Origin of the sequence: Sutcliffiella horikoshii, from assembly GCF_002157855.1 — a bacterium.
GTDB lineage: Bacteria > Bacillota > Bacilli > Bacillales > Bacillaceae_I > Sutcliffiella_A > Sutcliffiella_A horikoshii_C.
On record NZ_CP020880.1, the window covers coordinates 3,662,120 to 3,679,282 of the forward strand.

Consider the following 17,163-nt stretch of genomic DNA (forward strand, 5'->3'; position numbering starts at 1 on the left):
TTCACAGTTTTACACCTTATTGACCAATCGCTTCTTTGCCTTCTTGGTACTTTTGATTTGCTAATTCATTTATTTGTGCCGCATAGTCTTCAATCTTGATCTCGCCTCTTACACTTGCATCAATTAATGCCGCTATGTTTGCATTCGGCTCTTCTCCAACGGCTACACCAGTCGGCGCTTCCCATCTTGATTGAGCAAAGCCTGGTACTGTTTTAACAGGTTCCACAATTCCATTCGCCAGATTGTCATATGCTGTACGTAGGCCAGGGATATCCTGAACTTCAAAGAATGCATCCAATACTTCTTCATCTTGTGTGACAGGTAAATTGTTCAATGCCTTGTCATGCTCTACTGCTAAATCAATACGCTTTAAGAATCCTTCTTTACCAAAGCTCATCCACTTAGCAAAAAGGAATGCTTCTTCTTGATGCTTAGTAGACTTAGAGATGCCCATGAAATCATTTACGATGACTGTTCTTCCGCCAGGAGTTCCAACGAAGTCCCAATCAAAGTCTAGATTAGTAGAGAAGTTTTCCACTGCCCATGTACCATCCCAGTTAAGTCCGATCCCACCGCCTGCAAATACTTCTCCAGCATTCTCACCATTGAAGTTTGCTTTTTGCTCATCAGACAAGTTCTCATAAGAATAACCGTTTGTTACAAAGTTGCTTGTAAGGTTAACACCAGAAATGAATTCATTGCTGTTTAGGTGATACTCGTCTTCACTGAATGTATACCAGCCAATCTCTTCGTTTACAGAGGAAGGATACCAATCCACAATGGCAAATGGATTATTTAAACCAACCACTCCACTGTTTAAATTTGTCACGGAACGAACAGATTCCGTAAAATCATCAACAGAGAAACCATATTCAGGAACATCCAGGTTTGCCTGGTTGTATAAATCTTTATTTACAAAATAACCAAGGAAATGCTGCGCACTAGGAATAGCATATACCGCATCATTGTATGTAACAGAATCTGTTACAACTTCCGGAATGTTTGCAAAATCTTCATCTTCTGCAGCCAATTCTGTTACATCTAACAACCAGTCATTTGCAAGTCCAGTCGGTACTTGAGATACCATGAATACATCAGGCATCGCATTTGCACTTGCTGCAGAGGAAAGGGAATTATTCCAGTCATCTGTTGCGATAGACTCATCAATTTCTACATCAATGTTAGGATATTTCTCTTCGAATTCCGCAATCATCATGCGCTCGATGTTATTATCTTCTTCTGTACCAAGCGCCCAGCTAGCAAATTTAATGGTTACTTGATCTTCGTTGTTACCTTCCTTCTCCGCATCATTTGAAGCATTGTTAGAGTTACTGCAACCAACTACCAGCATGAACGAAGCGGCAATCGCGATCCAAGGTTTCATCAATTTCATTACCCATACACCCCTTATTTATTATTTAATCGTTTAATCGAAACGTTTCAATTTGTTCGTAAAAATAAAAAGGGAGATTTACTCAACCTTTTTTACCTGTCTATCTGCAATTGATACGTTTCACTAACGTCATTATACTCCGTCTTGTAAACGATTACAATAATATTTTCGAAATATTTTCGGAGATTGATAGAATTGATTGAAAAGTCTTATTACGTATGGGTTTGGTAGGTATTGGAACTGTTTCTATGATTATGAAAAATAGAAAAAAGAACCGATTCTCTTTGATAGAATCGATTCGATAATGACTTTATTCTTCTGTTTTACACCGCTGTTTATTTCCGCAAATGGCTTCGCTTTCCTGCGGGCGGTCCGGGAGCCTCCTCGGCTGCGCCTGCGGGGTCTCCCCTGTCCCTTCCTCCCGCTGGAGTCTTCGCCTTTTACTCCAATCAACAGCTAGAAAGCGTCAAATACATAACAATCACCTTAACAGTGCTTAATTTTTTGATTTATAATCCCAGCTTAACGCTGTTGTTCGAAAAATGCTAACACATTTTCGATGTGCTTGTCCCAATATCCCCAGTCATGGCCACCGGGTCCATCTGAAAAGGTAAGATCTAGCCCAGCTTGGATGGCATGATCCCTAAAGCGGATATTTGCTTCATAGTTATGATCTTCCGTGCCACAGCACTGATATAACCTTGGCGCTTTTCCCCCTACTCTTGAGGCAAGATGATAAAGGTCATCCTCACTTCCCAAAATAGGACGAACGCCGAATATGTACTTGAAATCCCTTGGGAATGCAGGCAATCGTTCATTGATATCTACAGAACCTGACATGCTTGCTGCAGCAGCAAATTTCTCCGGATTCCTCATGGCAACTTTGAAAGCTCCATAACCGCCCATAGAAAGCCCCGCAATAAAATTTTCCTCTCTCTTATCTGACAGCGGAAAAAAGCTTTGAGCAAGTGTCGGTACTTCCTCACTGACAAATTTGTAAAAATCATATCCATGTTCCATATCCGTGTAAAAACTTCTACCTGCAGCTGGCATCACAATCGCCCAGCCCATGGCAGAAGCATAACGTTCTACAGAAGTGAATCTTGTCCAGATGGTATGGTCATCTGAAAGTCCATGCAGTAAATAGAGGGTAGGGTGTTTCTTTTGTTTTACTTTTGTTGAGACCCCTATTTGTGAATTCGGCTGTGGCAATAAAACCGTCATTGATGTTGAACATTGCAAAGCCTCCGAGAAAAAATCGCATGTAATTCTAGCCATGATTCTCACTTCCTCTACTCTTTAATTGAAACGTTTCGACTTAATCATTATACGAGTTGCTGAATCCGCTTTCAATATATTTGTTAGAAGATTCTATTTTGTCGAACGTATGTTCTTTATTTTTCATATAAACCTAAATATAATGAGAGAGTAAGTACATACCCATTGAAAAGGAGTGTTGAAAATGAAGCATCAAGCTGTACCTTATTTATCATTTAACGGAAATGCAAGACAAGCACTTGAATTTTACAAAGAGGTTTTTGAGGGAGAAATCACAGGCATCATGACATTCGGCGAAGCAGACTTCCCGACGCCACCAGAAGCTGACAACCTTGTTATGCACGCACGTTTTGAAAAAGGAAATCTAACACTGATGGCATCTGACTCATTCCCTGGCCAAACAGTAGAGATCGGTGGGAACGTCTCTTTAATGCTTGAGATGGAAAGCGAAGAACAGGTTGACACCCTATACGCACGCCTTAGTGAGAACGGAAAAGTATTGATGGAGCTTCAAGACACTTTCTGGGGAGCACGTTATGGATGTGTTCAGGATTCCTTTGGTGTGAAATGGGATTTGAACTATACGAAACCGCAATAATATTTGGGTCTTTTAAAGCATACTATTGATTTTTACATCAACCTAGCTGTTGATTGGAGCAATAGGCGAAGACTCCTGAGGGAGATAGCGTTTAGGGGAGACCCCGCAGGCGCTAGCCGAGGAGGCTCCCCAAACGCCCCTAGGAAAGCGAAGCCTAGTGCGGAAATCTACAGCGGTGTTTAACAGAGCCTAATATTTAATAAAGCTTCGAGACCATGGAGGTTCTCGAAGCTTCTAGATTCATTTGAGGAGGATTCTTTTACCTGAAATCAGCTCAAACGTTTTTAAGAAAAACCAACTGAAACCTGCATAAAAACCAATGAGTGGATACCTAAATGATGCTGGCTTATTCTTTTCAAAGTAAAAGTGTCCGATCCAGGAAAAAACATAGTGTAATAAAGCTAGCACTATGGTTACCCACCAATTTATAAATATAAAAATCCAAGCTAAGAAAGCAAAGAGAAAAGCAAAATAATGCAGAATCTGATTCCATTTGTTCTCATGTGCTTTTTGATATAATAGCAAATTATTTTTCATTTTTTCTTTCATACTAGGTTAACCCTCGTAAATCATCTTTCTTGTCATGCCGCCATCGACCGTAATGTTTTCGCCGTTCACAAAATTGTTTTCCGAGTCCGTTAGATACAAACAAGCCTTTGCAATATCAAAAGGCTTCCCAACCCGATTAGACAGATGTTGTGCATGGTCCTTATCTCTTAGCTCTTCATAATTTTCATTTTGAATCCATCCAGGTGAAATCGCATTTACTGTAATATTCCGCTCACTTAAGGAAGCTGCCAACGCATGTGTCAGAGCCACAATGCCGCCCTTAGTTGCAGCATATGCTTCTGAGTTTGGTTCAGACATAGTGGCTCTAGTAGATGCGATGTTCACGATAGAACCACCATTTTTCATATACTTAGATGCTTCTTTGGACGCGATGAACACACTTCGCAAATTGGTGTTTATTACATCATCCCAAGCTTCAACAGTGAGGTCTTGAAGTGGAGTGAATCGGGATACTCCTGCGTTATTAATCAGGATATCAATTTGGTGGAAGTGTTCCATGGTTTTAGTTATCAGGTGTTGTATGTCCCCTTCTTTTCTTACGTCTGTTTTGACGAAAAGGGCTTTGTCTCCAAATTCCCGTTGTAGTGATTCTCCCGCTTTTTTATCCACGTCAGCAAGCACCACATTTGCACCCGCATTTATGTATGCTGTTGCGATTCCTTTGCCGATTCCATTTGCCGCACCAGTTATGATGACAGTTTTGTTTTGGAAATTCATAGAGATTGCCTCCTTTGTGAGTAGGTATTGCTAGCCATTGCAAGGCAGAATAATCTCCACCATCGCCCCACCATTGGTATTATTTTGAATACAAAGCTTACCATTATGAATCTCTTCTACAACACGTTTACAGATCATTAACCCCAGGCCGTTGCCGTCTTTTTTGGTTGTAAGAAATGGTTGACCCATTCTGTGCAAAATCTGGTCAGGAAAACCATTCCCATCATCATTAAAACTGACCATAAGCTGATCATCACCCTGTGGTCTTACACTGATAGTGAGTTTTCCGTTCTGTTCCACCGATTCTACACTATTTTTCACGAGATTGATAAAAACCTGCTTCATTTGATTACCATCACAGTAGATAGGCTTAACATCCTGAAAGTCGTATAGAATTTCAACATTCTTAATAATGGCGAAGCTCGATAATAATACTTCTATTTCACTAATAAGATCACGAACATCATTCAAGTCCTTTCTCTGAATCGTTGGCTTAGATAGCACAAGGAACTCATTGGTGATTTGATCAATCCTTTCTATTTCTTTCAACATGATTTCTGGGAAAGCATTACTTGGTTCACCTTCTTTAGACAGTTGTATAAAGCCTTTTAAAGTAGTAAGTGGATTCTTTATTTCATGCGCGACTCCTGCTGCCATCTGCCCTACAATTGCAAGCTTTTCAGCATTTTGAATATAGGATTCGGTTTTCGTATATTCTGTAATATCATGAAGTTGAATCAATGTTCCTCGTTGAAAAGGAAAAAAATCTACCAAACATGTTCTTGTCTCGTGTTTATTTTGAAAAATAATTTTGTAATCCTGGATAACTTCTCCTCTTACGTAAAGGTCATGAACACGACTCAACAACGTTAATTCATCTATCGAGAAGGACTCATAGTCTTGTGGCAAGCCTAAAATATCCCTAGCTTTAGGGTTAATCCTTACAATTTTCCTGTTTTCCTCTACCACTATGTAGCCTGTGTTGGATTGCTCCAGCACCATATGGTTCATTTCATCTAAATATCGATTCTTTTCTAGAAGGTTCAATTCCCTTTGAATCGAATCAACAATCGTTTCCAAAGAAGCCATGATAAGCGGGTTCGCGACCTGTACAAACGTCATCATGGATATCGTGCCAACTACTTGGTTCTTTATAAATAGAGGTACACTGTAACACGCAGTCTGATGAAGGAAATGAAAGAAATGCTCTTCTCCTATAACTTGTACAGGAACACCGAGGTCCAGTGCAGCTAAAATAGAGTTCACCCCTGCCTGCTCTTCGCTGAATTGAACACCTTTTTTCAGGCCAACCTGATTAACAACTGTATTTTCTAAGCTTGGATCGCCAAGGTATTCAATGATATTTCCTTTTTCGTCTGTTACTGCAACTAAGATAGGTATACCTTTGCTCTTTTCTAAAAATGTAGTCATAAACAGTCTGATAATATCCAATGTATCCTTGTATTCACTTTGTATCTGGGACAATTCCTCATCTGATAAACTATTAAAAATGGGAATCACATGTGGATCTAATTTATTGATATGGCAACGCTCGCGCATCTTTGTTATATATTCTTCTAGCATGCTATCATCCTTTGAGACTTGTATTTTCTCATACTAAGAAGTATATACTACTGGGAGTGGAGATGAAACGATGAAAGATTGAGAGGCGGCACTTTCGGTGGTTTATGGGGTTTTTATGGAAATATAAAAGACCACACCGGAACAGTGTGGTCTTCTTACATTTGAAATGGAGACGGTGGGAATCGAACCCACGTCCAGAAACATCGCCACTTAAGCATCTACGAGTGTAGTCAATATATTAGTATTTCGCTAACCGTTCCGCCTATTGACTGGCATCCTGGCAGCTAGTCTGGTTGTTCTCTTCCATTGACCTCAGACGGCGATCTCCGGCGTAGCCCACTTAGAGTGAGTCCCTGATCCTACCACATGGGCGATGGAGGGAGGAACCGCTATAGTCTGTTATTAAGCAGCTAAAGCGAAGTTGTTGTTTTCTTTGCCAGTTATATTGGCGTTGACGTTGATGACGAGGACGATCCCCCCGACTCGCAACCCAAGCTCGAACTATCCCTGTCGAATCCGTAACGTCCCCTCGATTATAAATGTCTATGTTGAAGTTTAAATCAACAAAGAGCAAAAGCACGAGGTTCTACGGGAAAGATAATCAAGCCATTGTGTTGGCTATTCAATTATCAAAGCGCCGCTGTTATCTTAGCGACATCCTTATTATAGCACACTCACATAACTTTGCAATTGTAAGTTATTGTAAAACGGACTAAGCTATTCCTTTTGACGTTCACGGAACGCTCTCTCAATATCGCGTTTCGCTTCTTTCTTTTTCAAGTCATCACGCTTGTCGTATTTCTTTTTCCCTTTACCCAGACCGATTAACAGCTTGGCATAGCCATTTTTCAGATAGATTTTCAAAGGGACTAATGCATACCCTTCTTCTTTGGTAAGACCTATCAGCTGATTGATCTGTTTGCGGTGAAGAAGCAGCTTTCGTGTACGAAGCGGATCATGGTTGTATCTGTTTCCTTGTTCATACGGACTGATGTGCAGATTGTGCAAAAACACTTCCCCGTTTTGCACTCTTGCAAAGGAATCCTTCAAGTTTACTCGGCCAGCTCGCATGGATTTGATTTCTGTACCCTGCAGGACCATACCCGTTTCATATGTCTGTTCGATAAAATAATCGTGGTTGGCTTTTTTATTGGTACTGATGACCTTTCCCGTTCCCTTCGGCATGGATGTTTCCCCCCTTTCTTTCTAATAAGGCGTAGTGAATATTTTACCAAATACACTACCCCTCTACAAGAAAGAAGGATCTTTCTTGGTGAAAAAGACCCTTCTTCCCATTCATTAAAGCTTATCACTTCTTCTTTTTACGCTTCTGTTTCGGCGCATTTTCAAAGAACTTCTTGTTTTTCTTTTTCTTTTTACCAGTGCCAGGCTTACCTGTACCTGGCCCCTTAGTCGTCCAGCCGATTTCAAACGTGTAATCATCAATATTGCTCTCGTCTTTACGCTTCTGACTGCGACCTTTGGTAGGTTTCTTGCGTTCGCTCTGAATGACACGCGGTGCACTCTTGGTATCTGGGCGACGAGTACCCTTCATACCAACCACTTCAAAGTCAATGGAGCGCTCATCTTTGTTTACATTAATTACACGAACGGTGATTTCGTCTCCGATGCGGTATACTTTCCCTGTACGCTCTCCGATCATCGCATAATGACGCTCATCGTAACGGTAATAGTCATCTGTCAGGTAGCTCACATGGACAAGCCCTTCAATCGTATTAGGCAGCTCGACGAACATTCCGAAGTTTGTAACAGAGCTGATGATGCCATCGTATTCTTCTCCAATTTTATCAAGCATGTACTCGGACTTTTTCAGTTCATCCGTTTCACGCTCTGCATCCACAGCTCGGCGTTCCATGTTTGAGGAGTGCTCGGCGATTTCTGGCAGCTTGTCGCTCCATTTCTCTTGGGTCTTCGCATCCAGTTTCTTTTGAATCAGGTAGGTGCGAATCAGACGATGAACAATCAAGTCAGGATAACGACGGATTGGTGAAGTGAAATGGGTATAGAACTCTGTGGATAAACCAAAGTGTCCTAAGCTTTCCTCATCATATTTCGCCTGTTTCATAGAACGAAGCATGACAGTGGATACTACCATTTCTTCCGGCTTACCTTGTACCGCTTCAATTACCTCCTGAAGCGCACGAGGATGAATCTCGTTCCCTTTTCCTTTAACCACATATCCGAAGTTTGTGATGAACTCAAAGAATCGTTGAAGCTTCTCTTCTTTTGGATCCTCATGGACACGGTAAATGAACGGCACATTCATCCAATGAAAATGCTCGGCTACCGTTTCGTTCGCAACAAGCATGAACTCTTCAATCAAGCGCTCGGCTACTGAACGTTCTCGAAGAACAACATCCTTAGGTACTCCCTCTTCGTCTACAATTACCTTGGACTCTTTAAAATCGAAATCAATGGCACCACGCGTCATCCGCTTTTTGCGAAGGACAGCAGCCAACTCCTCCATTAACTGAAACATCGGAACTAAGGACTCATAACGAGATATTACTTCTTCGTCTTTATCAACGAGAATTTTTTTGACATCTGAATAAGTCATACGTTCCGTTGTCTTAATTACACTGTGGAAAATCTCATGTTTCACAACTTCACCGGCATTATTAATCTCCATCTCACAAGAAATAGTAAGGCGGTTGACTTTCGGGTTCAACGAGCAGATCCCATTGGAAAGGCGATGAGGAATCATTGGGATTACACGGTCCACAAGATAAATACTTGTTCCGCGCTCCTGCGCTTCCATATCTAACGGTGAACCTTCTGTCACATAATGTGTGACGTCTGCGATATGAACGCCAAGCTTGTAGTTACCGTTGTCTAGTTTCGTCACGGTTACCGCGTCATCCAGGTCTTTCGCGTCCGCTCCATCGATCGTAACAATGACCTGATCGCGAAGGTCACGACGATCACCCAGATCTTTTTCGTCAATCTCATCTGGTGTGGCGTTCGCCTGATCTAGTACCTCTCTTGGGAATTCCTGCGGCAGGCCATGCTTATGAATGACAGACAAGATATCTACACCTGGGTCATTTTTATGACCGAGTATGCGGATGACTTCACCCTCGGCACTAAGGCGACCTTCCGGATAAGTAACTAGTTTTACTACAACCTTATGTCCTTCAACCGCACCATTGCTGGCACTTTTCGGAATGAAGATATCATTGGCAATTTTTTTGTCATCTGCAATTACGAAGCCAAAACTTTTACTTTCGGTATATGTACCAACAATCTCTTTGACTCCACGTTCCACGATCCGGATGACCGTACCTTCTTGACGCGAATCACCAGCAGCCTTTCTGCTTACGCGTACAAGTACGATATCTCCGTGCATGGCATTGTTCAGCTCGTTCGGTGGAATGAACACATCGTCCATATCCGCCTCTTCCGGCATGACAAATGCAAAGCCCTTGGAGTGACCGATTACTTTTCCTTTAATCAGGTTCATTTTTTCAGGCAAGCCATAACGGTTGCTGCGTGTTCTTACAATGAGCCCCTGGTCTTCCATGTACACTAACGCTTTAACGAAGTCCTTGAATTCTTCTGAGTCTTTGATTCCGAAAGCTTGTTCTAATTCTTGAGTAGTTAGTGGTTTGTAGGCTTCTTCTTTCATATAGGAAAGTAATTTATCTACGTGTTGTTGAATTATTTCTTCCATTATATATCCCTCCCCTTATCAGGTTTTTGAGTGTCTGTTGTTCACCGCAGTTGATTTACACGCTAGGCTTCGCTTTCCAGTGGGCGGTCCGGAAGCCTCCTCACTTCGTTGCGGGGTCTTCCCAGTCCCTTCCTCCCACAGGAGTCTACGCCTATCGTTCCAATCAACAGCTAGGTTACTTCAATGATTAGAGTTCTTATATATATAGTATTACCAATCCAGCGACTCTAAAAACTCGTAGACGTCTTCGTGGAGTTGCTCGCGTTCTTTATCGAGCGTGATGACGTGACCGGATTCTTCGTACCATTTTATTTTCTTATCGTCCGATTCCACTTCGTTGTAGATAATATTGGCACTGTCTGTGTTAATCATGTTGTCATGTCGGGCTTGTACCACAAATGTTGGGGAATAAATCATATCTACATTATTCCGCACGTCTGCAATCAATTCCTGCAAAGCCTTCAATGTCCCCATCGGTGTCTTCTCGAATTCCTTCATTTCTTGTTCAATCTGCTCCGCGCTTTTCCCTTCACGGCGCTTGAACTCGCGCGCGTATTCCAAGACACCTTGGTACATTATTTCTTCGCTCTTGATATACATCGGCGCGCACATTGGCACAATACCCTTCACAGGAACTGTATAGCCTAACCTTAAAGAGAAAACTCCGCCAAGAGACAAGCCTACGACCGCAATACTTTCAAAACCTTTATCCTTCAAGAACTGGTAGGCTTCCATCACGTCCTTCCACCAATCCTCAGGTCCTGTATGAACCAATTCCTCCGGTGGCACCCCATGCCCTTTATACTGAGGCGCATGGCAAGTATAACCTCTCTTCTCCAAGAACCGGCCCATCATCCGCACATCTGCCGAATTCCCTGTAAACCCATGTAACATCAATACCGCACGATCTCCGCCTTCAAACGTAAAAGGCTTGGGCAGCTTCACTTTCATCACGTCAGAACATCCTTTCTTTCACATGTATTTATAGTATGCTAATTTTAATTAAATATCAGATATGATTAGTCCGAAAAGAACATTTTACCATAAAGGGTGATGAATAGCTTTTAATGAGCCCTTTTCGTAGAGGAGTTTACATTTACGGGGGTACTTAGTAAAGAAGTATCAAAATTGATTTTTTAGTAGGAGAAAATCGACAAAAATAATGTTTTACTTTTTGAATAAAAGGTGGCAAAATACCCATATTTACTATTCAAAACCCGCTATTCAAGTCCTCAATTCAGCTTTTATAAACATTTTATTCCTAAAAGCATTTTCGTAAAATAATTATATATATTCGACAACAATCTGCAACATTCCATAATTAGTTATTTTATAATAAATTTGGGGAATAGGAAGGACAATGGTAGCAATACCAAAGTTGTATATCGAATAATTCGAAACAACAGTCAAAGGCAAACTTGCTGAAAAGCAAGGACGCAAAGTCTACAGATCTAAGATTGTGTAAAAGATAAACAAAAATCCTTTTACTAATTAAGATGGCTGGGCTGCCTGAAATACCAAAGTATTTTAGGAGGGAAAAAAGGATGGAAAACGTAGCAGTTGAAATGACAGAAAATTTGGATAAGGAGTGGGTAGATCTAATTAATAATGCACTAGAAATGGGTATTTCCTCTGCAGAAATTAGAGATTTCTTACATAATTATCGCAATCATTCATCTTTTAAGCTCTAATTTTGCGAGTTTTTACGTATTTTCGTTCTAAATATCTAACAAACCCTTCGTTATATGCTATAATAAGCATGATAGGAAGGTGAAAGCCATGATTGGTGAACGAATTAAAAAATATAGAGAACAACGAAAAATGTCCATGTCAGAACTAGCAGAACGCGCCGGCGTGGCCAAATCATACCTAAGCTCAATTGAACGCAACCTACAATCCAATCCATCCATTCAATTTCTTGAAAAAGTATCCTCCGTCCTAGGTGTGACCGTAAATACCCTTCTACATGACGAATATGAAGACCAAACGAAAGAAAACCTTGATCGAGAATGGGCCACGCTTGTTAGAGAGGCGATGGATTCGGGTGTTACAAAGGATCAGTTTAAAGAATTCTTAGAGTTTAACAAGTGGAAAATAGATCAAGAAAGAAAATGAGTCAAATATTATAAAAAACGGCGCCCCTTGCTTGATTTGCTAGGGCGCTTTTATATTGTAGTATTAATAGTACTTTCAGTCACTTTTAAAGTTATCTTCTTATATCTACTTGATTTATGTAAAGATTGGTAGCCAATCTTTACATATGCTCCCTTACAAACAGTAATGTTCCTTAAACAAGAAGGACATAGCCATTGATAATCAGAACAACTACTATAGGATGACTGGTTACAAGACGAACATACTTTCATATACATGCATATCCCTTCCAATCTTGTTCTTTTTAAAGAACATAATATTTATAGTATAACTTTTTTCACTCTATTAATAAAGTTCATTTTTTTTTGTATTTTCTTAATATAGAACGAAAATAGGTTGTTTACTCTGATTTCCTCTTAAAAACTTACTTTTTCGTTTTTTATAAAGTTCCTAATGTGCTATATAATGAACTTACGTCATATGTTATTAAGGGGACGAGTATGCTTGGTGAGCGCTTGAAGAGCTTAAGGAAAAGAAAGGGCTATTCATTGAGTGAACTCTCGGAACTGGCTGGTGTGTCGAAGTCTTATTTGAGTTATTTGGAGAGAAATATCCAGACCAATCCTTCTCTGCAATTTTTAAATAAGATAGCCGTTACGCTTGAGACAGACTTGGAATTCTTGTTGAACGGAGTATCGGAGGACGATATGCCGGATGTACAGGTGCTGGATGAGGAATGGAAACGGTTGGTGCAACGGGCGATTTTGGAGGGAATGAGCAAGGAAGACTTTGTTCACTTTAAGGAGTATATGGAATTTCAGAAGTGGCAGGGTGCTAAAAAGACAAGTAGCAAGAAGGAGGACGAAGAGGCTTGAACAAAGAGGTAGATTTGGAGTGGGTAGAGCTGTTGTCATTGGCCAGAGCTTATGGAATTTCTATCGAAGAGGTAAAAGCTTTCCTTCAACAAACAAGTGAACCGAACAAGGAAGTCTTGGTCGTAAAGTGACCAGGGCTTTTCTTTTGTATATGGATGCAAAAAACCACTTTCCGGTTGGAAAGTGGTTTTATTTATTAAGCGAAGTATGCAATTGACAGTGTCAGGACAAAGAATAATACAGAAAGAACAACTGTCGCACGGTGTAGAACAAGGTCTAGGCCGCGTGCTTTTTGTTTTCCGAAAAGTGATTCTGCTCCACCGGAGATCGCTCCTGAAAGACCTGCACTTTTACCTGATTGAAGTAGTACTACTGTGATCAAAGAGATTGCTACGATAATAAGTAAAATAGTAAGAAATAACGTCATGTAAACTACACCTCCTGCGGAACGTACATTTGTCGATATATTTAATGTACCACAAACTGTCAAGTGGGACAAGATGAAGATGACAAAAAAGAACCCAACCGAAGTCGGGTCCTCGCAAGAAGTAATTACTTCTTCAAGTTATAGAAAGAACGTAGGCCGTCGTAGCGAGCTGTGTCACCAAGTTGATCTTCGATGCGAAGAAGTTGGTTGTATTTAGCTACGCGGTCTGTACGGGATGGTGCACCTGTTTTGATTTGGCCAGCGTTTGTTGCTACTGCGATGTCAGCGATTGTGCTGTCTTCTGTTTCACCAGAACGGTGAGAGATTACTGCAGTGTAGCCTGCGCGTTTTGCCATTTCAATTGCTTCGAACGTTTCCGTAAGTGTACCGATTTGGTTCACTTTGATTAGGATGGAGTTACCGATTTTGCGCTCGATACCTTCAGCCAATTTCTTTGTGTTTGTTACGAAAAGATCGTCTCCTACTAATTGAACTTTGTTTCCGATGCGCTCAGTTAATAGTTTGAAACCTTCCCAGTCGTTTTCGTCTAGGCCGTCTTCGATAGAAATGATTGGGTACTTGTCCGCCATCTTCTCGTAGAAGTCCACCATTTCAGCAGAAGTGTAAACAACGCCTTCACCTTTAAGGTGGTATTTGCCGTCTTCTTTGTTGTAGAACTCAGAAGCTGCAGCGTCCATAGCAAGCATTACTTGCTCGCCTGGTTTGTAGCCAGCTTTTTCAATAGCTTCGATGATTGTTTGAAGCGCTTCTTCGTTAGATCCTAGGTTAGGAGCGAATCCGCCTTCGTCACCTACAGCAGTGTTTAAGCCTTTTGCGCTTAATACTGATTTAAGAGCGTGGAAGATTTCAGCACCCATACGTAGAGCTTCTTTGAAGTTTTCAGCTCCAACAGGCATTACCATGAATTCTTGGATGTCAACGTTGTTGTCCGCGTGCTCTCCACCGTTGATGATGTTCATCATTGGTACTGGAAGAGTTTTGGAGTTGAATCCGCCAAGGTGTTGGTATAAAGGAATTTGAAGGAAGTCAGCTGCTGCACGCGCTACTGCCATGGATACACCAAGGATTGCGTTTGCACCTAATTTTCCTTTGTTTTCTGTACCGTCAAGGTCGATTAATGCTTCGTCGATTGCTACTTGCTCAAGTACGTCAAAAAGACCTACTAGTTCAGGAGCGATGATTTCGTTCACGTTTTCTACTGCTTGTTGAACACCTTTTCCAAGGTAGCGGGACTTGTCGCCGTCGCGTAGTTCTACTGCTTCGTATTCACCTGTAGATGCTCCACTTGGTACTAGTGCGCGTCCGAAAGCTCCGGATTCTGTGTATACTTCTACTTCGATTGTTGGGTTACCACGGGAGTCTAGGACTTCGCGTGCATAAACGTCAGAGATAATTGGCATGTTTGTAACTCTCCTTTTGGATTGAGATAATTTTTATTTTTTACTGCTTTAACACCGCTATAGATCTCCGTTTCAGGTGTTCGCCTTTCCGCGGGACGGTGCTTGAACTCCTCGGCTTCGCCTGTGGGGTCTCAAGCTACCGTTTTCCCCCCGCTGGAGTCTCACACCCTACACTTCGATCTATAGCTAGAAATCAGTTATTACTTTTTGATTAAAGAATTACCTGTCATTTCAGATGGTTTGTCCACCCCTAGTAAGTCTAGCACAGTTGGGGCTAGGTCACCAAGGATTCCGCCGTCGCGGAGTTGTACACCGTTTTTGGTAACGATGACTGGTACCGGGTTGGTTGTGTGGGCAGTCATTGGGTTGCCTTCTGTCGTTACGACTTCGTCAGCGTTCCCGTGGTCTGCCGTGATGATGGCAACACCGTCTTTTTCTAAGATGGCGTTGACTACCTTCCCTAGGCACTCATCTGTCACTTCCACAGCCTTGATTGTTGGCTCAAGCATTCCGGAATGCCCCACCATATCAGGGTTTGCGAAGTTCAAGATGATAGCGTCATGTTTGTCGGCTGCTATTTCAGCTAAAAGTGCATCCGTTAGTTCGTAAGCACTCATTTCTGGTTGTAAGTCATAAGTTGCCACTTTTGGAGAATCGATTAGGATTCGTTCTTCTCCAGGGTAAGCTTCCTCACGTCCGCCGCTCATAAAGAACGTAACATGCGGGTATTTTTCCGTTTCTGCGATACGAAGCTGATTCAAGCCATTTTGAGATAATACTTCGCCCAAAGTATTGTCCATCCCTACTGGTTTGAAAGCTACATATCCATCCACCGTTTCACTGAAGTGAGTCAAACATACAAACTGAAGGTTGTTCGGATGCTTTGACCCACGATCAAATGCACGGAAGTCAGAATTGGTGAATGTGTTAGAAATTTGGATGGCACGGTCCGGACGGAAGTTATAGAAAATAACTGCGTCTTCGTCCTGAATAGTTGCAACAGGGCTGCCATCTTCTTTTGTCATAACAGATGGAATGACGAACTCATCAAAGATTCCGTTGTTATAGGAGTCGTTGATACATTCCATCGCGTCGTTATAAGTAGGGCCTTCGCCGTACACCATCGCACGGTAAGACTTTTCTACACGATCCCAACGCTTGTCACGGTCCATGGAGTAATAGCGACCAGAGATAGTTGCAATCTCGCCTACTCCCAGGTCCAGAAGCTGCTCGTTCAGCTGCTCCAGGAACTCTGGTGCGGACTTAGGTGCAACATCGCGGCCGTCTAGGAATCCGTGAATATAGACACGATCCAAGCCTTCTCTTTTTGCAAGCTTTAAAAGTGCAAATAGATGTTGGATGTGACTATGAACGCCTCCATTTGAAAGCAAGCCGAACAGGTGAAGGTTGGTCCCTTTTTCTTTTGCATGTTTGATAGCATTTAGGAACGTTTCATTCTCATAAAAGTCCCCTTCGCGGATAGCCACATTCACACGGGTTAAACTTTGGTACACAATACGGCCGGCTCCAATGTTTAAATGGCCAACTTCGGAGTTACCCATTTGTCCTTCCGGAAGTCCTACCGCTTCCCCGCTTGCAGTCAATTGTGCGTGCGGGTATGTGCTCCACAATTTATCAAAGTTAGGTTTGTTTGCTTGCGCCACCGCGTTACCGGTTGTTTCGCCGCGCATCGCAAAACCATCTAAGATGATTAAAGCTACTGGTTTCTTAGTCATTCTTACCTGCCTCCAAAAGCTGTAAGAAAGATTGGTGCTCAAGGCTTGCTCCGCCTACAAGTGCTCCATCGATATCAGATTGAGCCATGTATTCTGCGATGTTTGTTGGTTTTACAGATCCTCCATACTGGATACGTACTGCATCAGCTGCAGCTTGATCGAATTCAGAAGCGATGACGCTGCGGATGTGTGCACATACTTCGTTTGCATCTTCCGCTGTGGAAGATTTTCCAGTTCCGATTGCCCAGATTGGCTCGTATGCAACTACTGTAGTTTTTACTTGATTAGCAGTTAAGCCTGTTAAAGCTTTCTTCACTTGGTTACCAACGATGTCGTTTGTTTTACCAGACTCGCGCTCTTCAAGTGTTTCACCGCAGCATACGATTGGAGTTAAACCGTGTTTGAATGCTGCAAGAGTTTTCTTGTTTACTGTTTCGTCTGTTTCTGCAAACATTTCGCGACGCTCAGAGTGACCAAGAACAACGTAAGTTACGCCGATGTCTTTTAGTGCAACAGGGCTAACTTCTCCCGTGAATGCTCCGCTGTCTTCGAAGTGCATGTTTTGGGCACCGATTTTAAGGTCGCGGCCTTCTACGTTTGAAACAAGTCGCTCTAGGAAAAGAGCTGGTGCACATACTACTGCGTCGATTTTGTCGCTAGCAGGGACTAGTCCTTTTACTTCTTCTACGAAGCTTGTTGCTTCGGAGAGTGTTTTGTGCATTTTCCAGTTACCAGCAATAATTGGTTTACGCATGGTATCCATCCTTTCGGGGTTGGGG

The 17,163-nt window shown here is 42.0% G+C and carries 17 protein-coding genes, 1 other RNA gene and 1 riboswitch; of the genes, 5 read left to right on the plus strand and 13 right to left on the minus strand.

Translation table 11 applies throughout. From position 1 onward, the window contains the following. Positions 1-16 precede the first annotated feature (16 nt). Both B4U37_RS18810 and B4U37_RS18815 read right to left on the minus strand, forming a co-directional pair. Positions 17-1,393: an ABC transporter substrate-binding protein gene (locus B4U37_RS18810; RefSeq protein WP_088019465.1), complete on the minus strand. Its 1,377-nt coding sequence runs from the start codon at positions 1,391-1,393 to the stop codon at positions 17-19. A 522-nt stretch (positions 1,394-1,915) separates the two neighbouring features. Further along, on the minus strand, positions 1,916-2,671 hold the full coding sequence (locus B4U37_RS18815) for an alpha/beta hydrolase (protein WP_088019466.1): 756 nt from the start codon (positions 2,669-2,671) through the stop codon (positions 1,916-1,918). Positions 2,672-2,855: 184 nt separating this feature from the next. On the opposite strand from B4U37_RS18815, the gene B4U37_RS18820 reads away from it, so the two are divergent. Next, a complete protein-coding gene (locus B4U37_RS18820) occupies positions 2,856-3,269 on the plus strand; it encodes a VOC family protein (RefSeq protein WP_088019467.1) in 414 nt (137 codons plus the stop codon). Between the two features lie 240 nt (positions 3,270-3,509). Here the strand turns inward: B4U37_RS18820 and B4U37_RS18825 are convergent, their stop codons facing one another. The 7 genes from B4U37_RS18825 to B4U37_RS18855 all read right to left on the minus strand — a co-directional run bounded on the left by B4U37_RS18825 (position 3,510) and on the right by B4U37_RS18855 (position 10,782). Next, complete coding sequence (locus B4U37_RS18825; RefSeq protein WP_088019468.1) at positions 3,510-3,818, minus strand: DUF962 domain-containing protein; 309 nt, start codon at positions 3,816-3,818, stop codon at positions 3,510-3,512. Positions 3,819-3,824: 6 nt separating this feature from the next. After that, on the minus strand, positions 3,825-4,556 hold the full coding sequence (locus B4U37_RS18830; RefSeq protein WP_088019469.1) for an SDR family oxidoreductase: 732 nt from the start codon (positions 4,554-4,556) through the stop codon (positions 3,825-3,827). A 30-nt stretch (positions 4,557-4,586) separates the two neighbouring features. Then, positions 4,587-6,140: an ATP-binding protein gene (locus B4U37_RS18835; RefSeq protein WP_088019470.1), complete on the minus strand. Its 1,554-nt coding sequence runs from the start codon at positions 6,138-6,140 to the stop codon at positions 4,587-4,589. A 164-nt stretch (positions 6,141-6,304) separates the two neighbouring features. After that, positions 6,305-6,669, minus strand: a transfer-messenger RNA (tmRNA) gene (ssrA, locus tag B4U37_RS18840). A gap of 188 nt (positions 6,670-6,857) precedes the next feature. After that, positions 6,858-7,325, minus strand: coding sequence for an SsrA-binding protein SmpB (gene smpB, locus B4U37_RS18845; RefSeq protein WP_010196796.1), 468 nt, complete (start codon positions 7,323-7,325; stop codon positions 6,858-6,860). Positions 7,326-7,449: 124 nt separating this feature from the next. After that, complete coding sequence (gene rnr / locus B4U37_RS18850) at positions 7,450-9,831, minus strand: ribonuclease R (protein ID WP_088019471.1); 2,382 nt, start codon at positions 9,829-9,831, stop codon at positions 7,450-7,452. Between the two features lie 210 nt (positions 9,832-10,041). Next, positions 10,042-10,782, minus strand: a complete 741-nt coding sequence (locus B4U37_RS18855) for an alpha/beta hydrolase (RefSeq protein WP_010196803.1) — start codon at positions 10,780-10,782, stop codon at positions 10,042-10,044. 450 nt (positions 10,783-11,232) lie between these two features. Then, a riboswitch (cyclic di-GMP riboswitch) is annotated at positions 11,233-11,344 on the plus strand. A 31-nt stretch (positions 11,345-11,375) separates the two neighbouring features. On the opposite strand from B4U37_RS18855, the gene B4U37_RS18860 reads away from it, so the two are divergent. The 4 genes from B4U37_RS18860 to B4U37_RS18875 all read left to right on the plus strand — a co-directional run bounded on the left by B4U37_RS18860 (position 11,376) and on the right by B4U37_RS18875 (position 12,931). Further along, the gene (locus B4U37_RS18860) at positions 11,376-11,522 is read left to right on the plus strand and encodes an anti-repressor SinI family protein (RefSeq protein ID WP_088019472.1); all 147 of its coding nucleotides are present in this window, start codon (positions 11,376-11,378) and stop codon (positions 11,520-11,522) included. An 88-nt stretch (positions 11,523-11,610) separates the two neighbouring features. Then, entirely contained in the window at positions 11,611-11,946 is a 336-nt protein-coding gene (locus B4U37_RS18865) for a helix-turn-helix domain-containing protein (protein WP_088019473.1), read from the plus strand. A gap of 527 nt (positions 11,947-12,473) precedes the next feature. Next, on the plus strand, positions 12,474-12,800 hold the full coding sequence (locus B4U37_RS18870) for a helix-turn-helix domain-containing protein (protein ID WP_342746487.1): 327 nt from the start codon (positions 12,474-12,476) through the stop codon (positions 12,798-12,800). Next, positions 12,797-12,931 (plus strand): anti-repressor SinI family protein, encoded by a 135-nt coding sequence (locus B4U37_RS18875; protein WP_088019475.1) that lies wholly within the window; start codon positions 12,797-12,799, stop codon positions 12,929-12,931. Before B4U37_RS18870 ends, B4U37_RS18875 begins: the two co-directional genes overlap by 4 nt. 65 nt (positions 12,932-12,996) lie before the next feature. Here B4U37_RS18875 and secG read toward each other — a convergent pair whose 3' ends face one another. From secG to tpiA, 4 genes are all read right to left on the minus strand, one after another. Next, positions 12,997-13,227 (minus strand): preprotein translocase subunit SecG, encoded by a 231-nt coding sequence (gene secG, locus B4U37_RS18880; RefSeq protein WP_010196822.1) that lies wholly within the window; start codon positions 13,225-13,227, stop codon positions 12,997-12,999. A 125-nt stretch (positions 13,228-13,352) separates the two neighbouring features. Continuing rightward, positions 13,353-14,648 carry a phosphopyruvate hydratase gene (gene eno, locus B4U37_RS18885; RefSeq protein ID WP_010196826.1) on the minus strand — a complete coding sequence of 432 codons (1,296 nt, stop codon included), beginning with the start codon at positions 14,646-14,648 and terminating at the stop codon, positions 13,353-13,355. 200 nt (positions 14,649-14,848) lie between these two features. After that, a complete protein-coding gene (gene gpmI / locus B4U37_RS18890) occupies positions 14,849-16,384 on the minus strand; it encodes a 2,3-bisphosphoglycerate-independent phosphoglycerate mutase (RefSeq protein WP_088019476.1) in 1,536 nt (511 codons plus the stop codon). Continuing rightward, a complete protein-coding gene (gene tpiA / locus B4U37_RS18895; RefSeq protein ID WP_088019477.1) occupies positions 16,377-17,138 on the minus strand; it encodes a triose-phosphate isomerase in 762 nt (253 codons plus the stop codon). Before tpiA ends, gpmI begins: the two co-directional genes overlap by 8 nt. Positions 17,139-17,163 lie beyond the last annotated feature (25 nt).

Coding starts and splice junctions, on each gene's coding strand:
- B4U37_RS18810 (WP_088019465.1), bottom strand. CDS start 1,393: ATGAAATTGATGAAACCTTGGATCGCGATTGCCGCTTCGTTCATGCTG.
- B4U37_RS18815 (WP_088019466.1), bottom strand. CDS start 2,671: ATGGCTAGAATTACATGCGATTTTTTCTCGGAGGCTTTGCAATGTTCA.
- B4U37_RS18820 (WP_088019467.1), top strand. CDS start 2,856: ATGAAGCATCAAGCTGTACCTTATTTATCATTTAACGGAAATGCAAGA.
- B4U37_RS18825 (WP_088019468.1), bottom strand. CDS start 3,818: ATGAAAGAAAAAATGAAAAATAATTTGCTATTATATCAAAAAGCACAT.
- B4U37_RS18830 (WP_088019469.1), bottom strand. CDS start 4,556: ATGAATTTCCAAAACAAAACTGTCATCATAACTGGTGCGGCAAATGGA.
- B4U37_RS18835 (WP_088019470.1), bottom strand. CDS start 6,140: ATGCTAGAAGAATATATAACAAAGATGCGCGAGCGTTGCCATATCAAT.
- smpB (WP_010196796.1), bottom strand. CDS start 7,325: ATGCCGAAGGGAACGGGAAAGGTCATCAGTACCAATAAAAAAGCCAAC.
- rnr (WP_088019471.1), bottom strand. CDS start 9,831: ATGGAAGAAATAATTCAACAACACGTAGATAAATTACTTTCCTATATG.
- B4U37_RS18855 (WP_010196803.1), bottom strand. CDS start 10,782: ATGAAAGTGAAGCTGCCCAAGCCTTTTACGTTTGAAGGCGGAGATCGT.
- B4U37_RS18860 (WP_088019472.1), top strand. CDS start 11,376: ATGGAAAACGTAGCAGTTGAAATGACAGAAAATTTGGATAAGGAGTGG.
- B4U37_RS18865 (WP_088019473.1), top strand. CDS start 11,611: ATGATTGGTGAACGAATTAAAAAATATAGAGAACAACGAAAAATGTCC.
- secG (WP_010196822.1), bottom strand. CDS start 13,227: ATGACGTTATTTCTTACTATTTTACTTATTATCGTAGCAATCTCTTTG.
- eno (WP_010196826.1), bottom strand. CDS start 14,648: ATGCCAATTATCTCTGACGTTTATGCACGCGAAGTCCTAGACTCCCGT.
- gpmI (WP_088019476.1), bottom strand. CDS start 16,384: ATGACTAAGAAACCAGTAGCTTTAATCATCTTAGATGGTTTTGCGATG.
- tpiA (WP_088019477.1), bottom strand. CDS start 17,138: ATGCGTAAACCAATTATTGCTGGTAACTGGAAAATGCACAAAACACTC.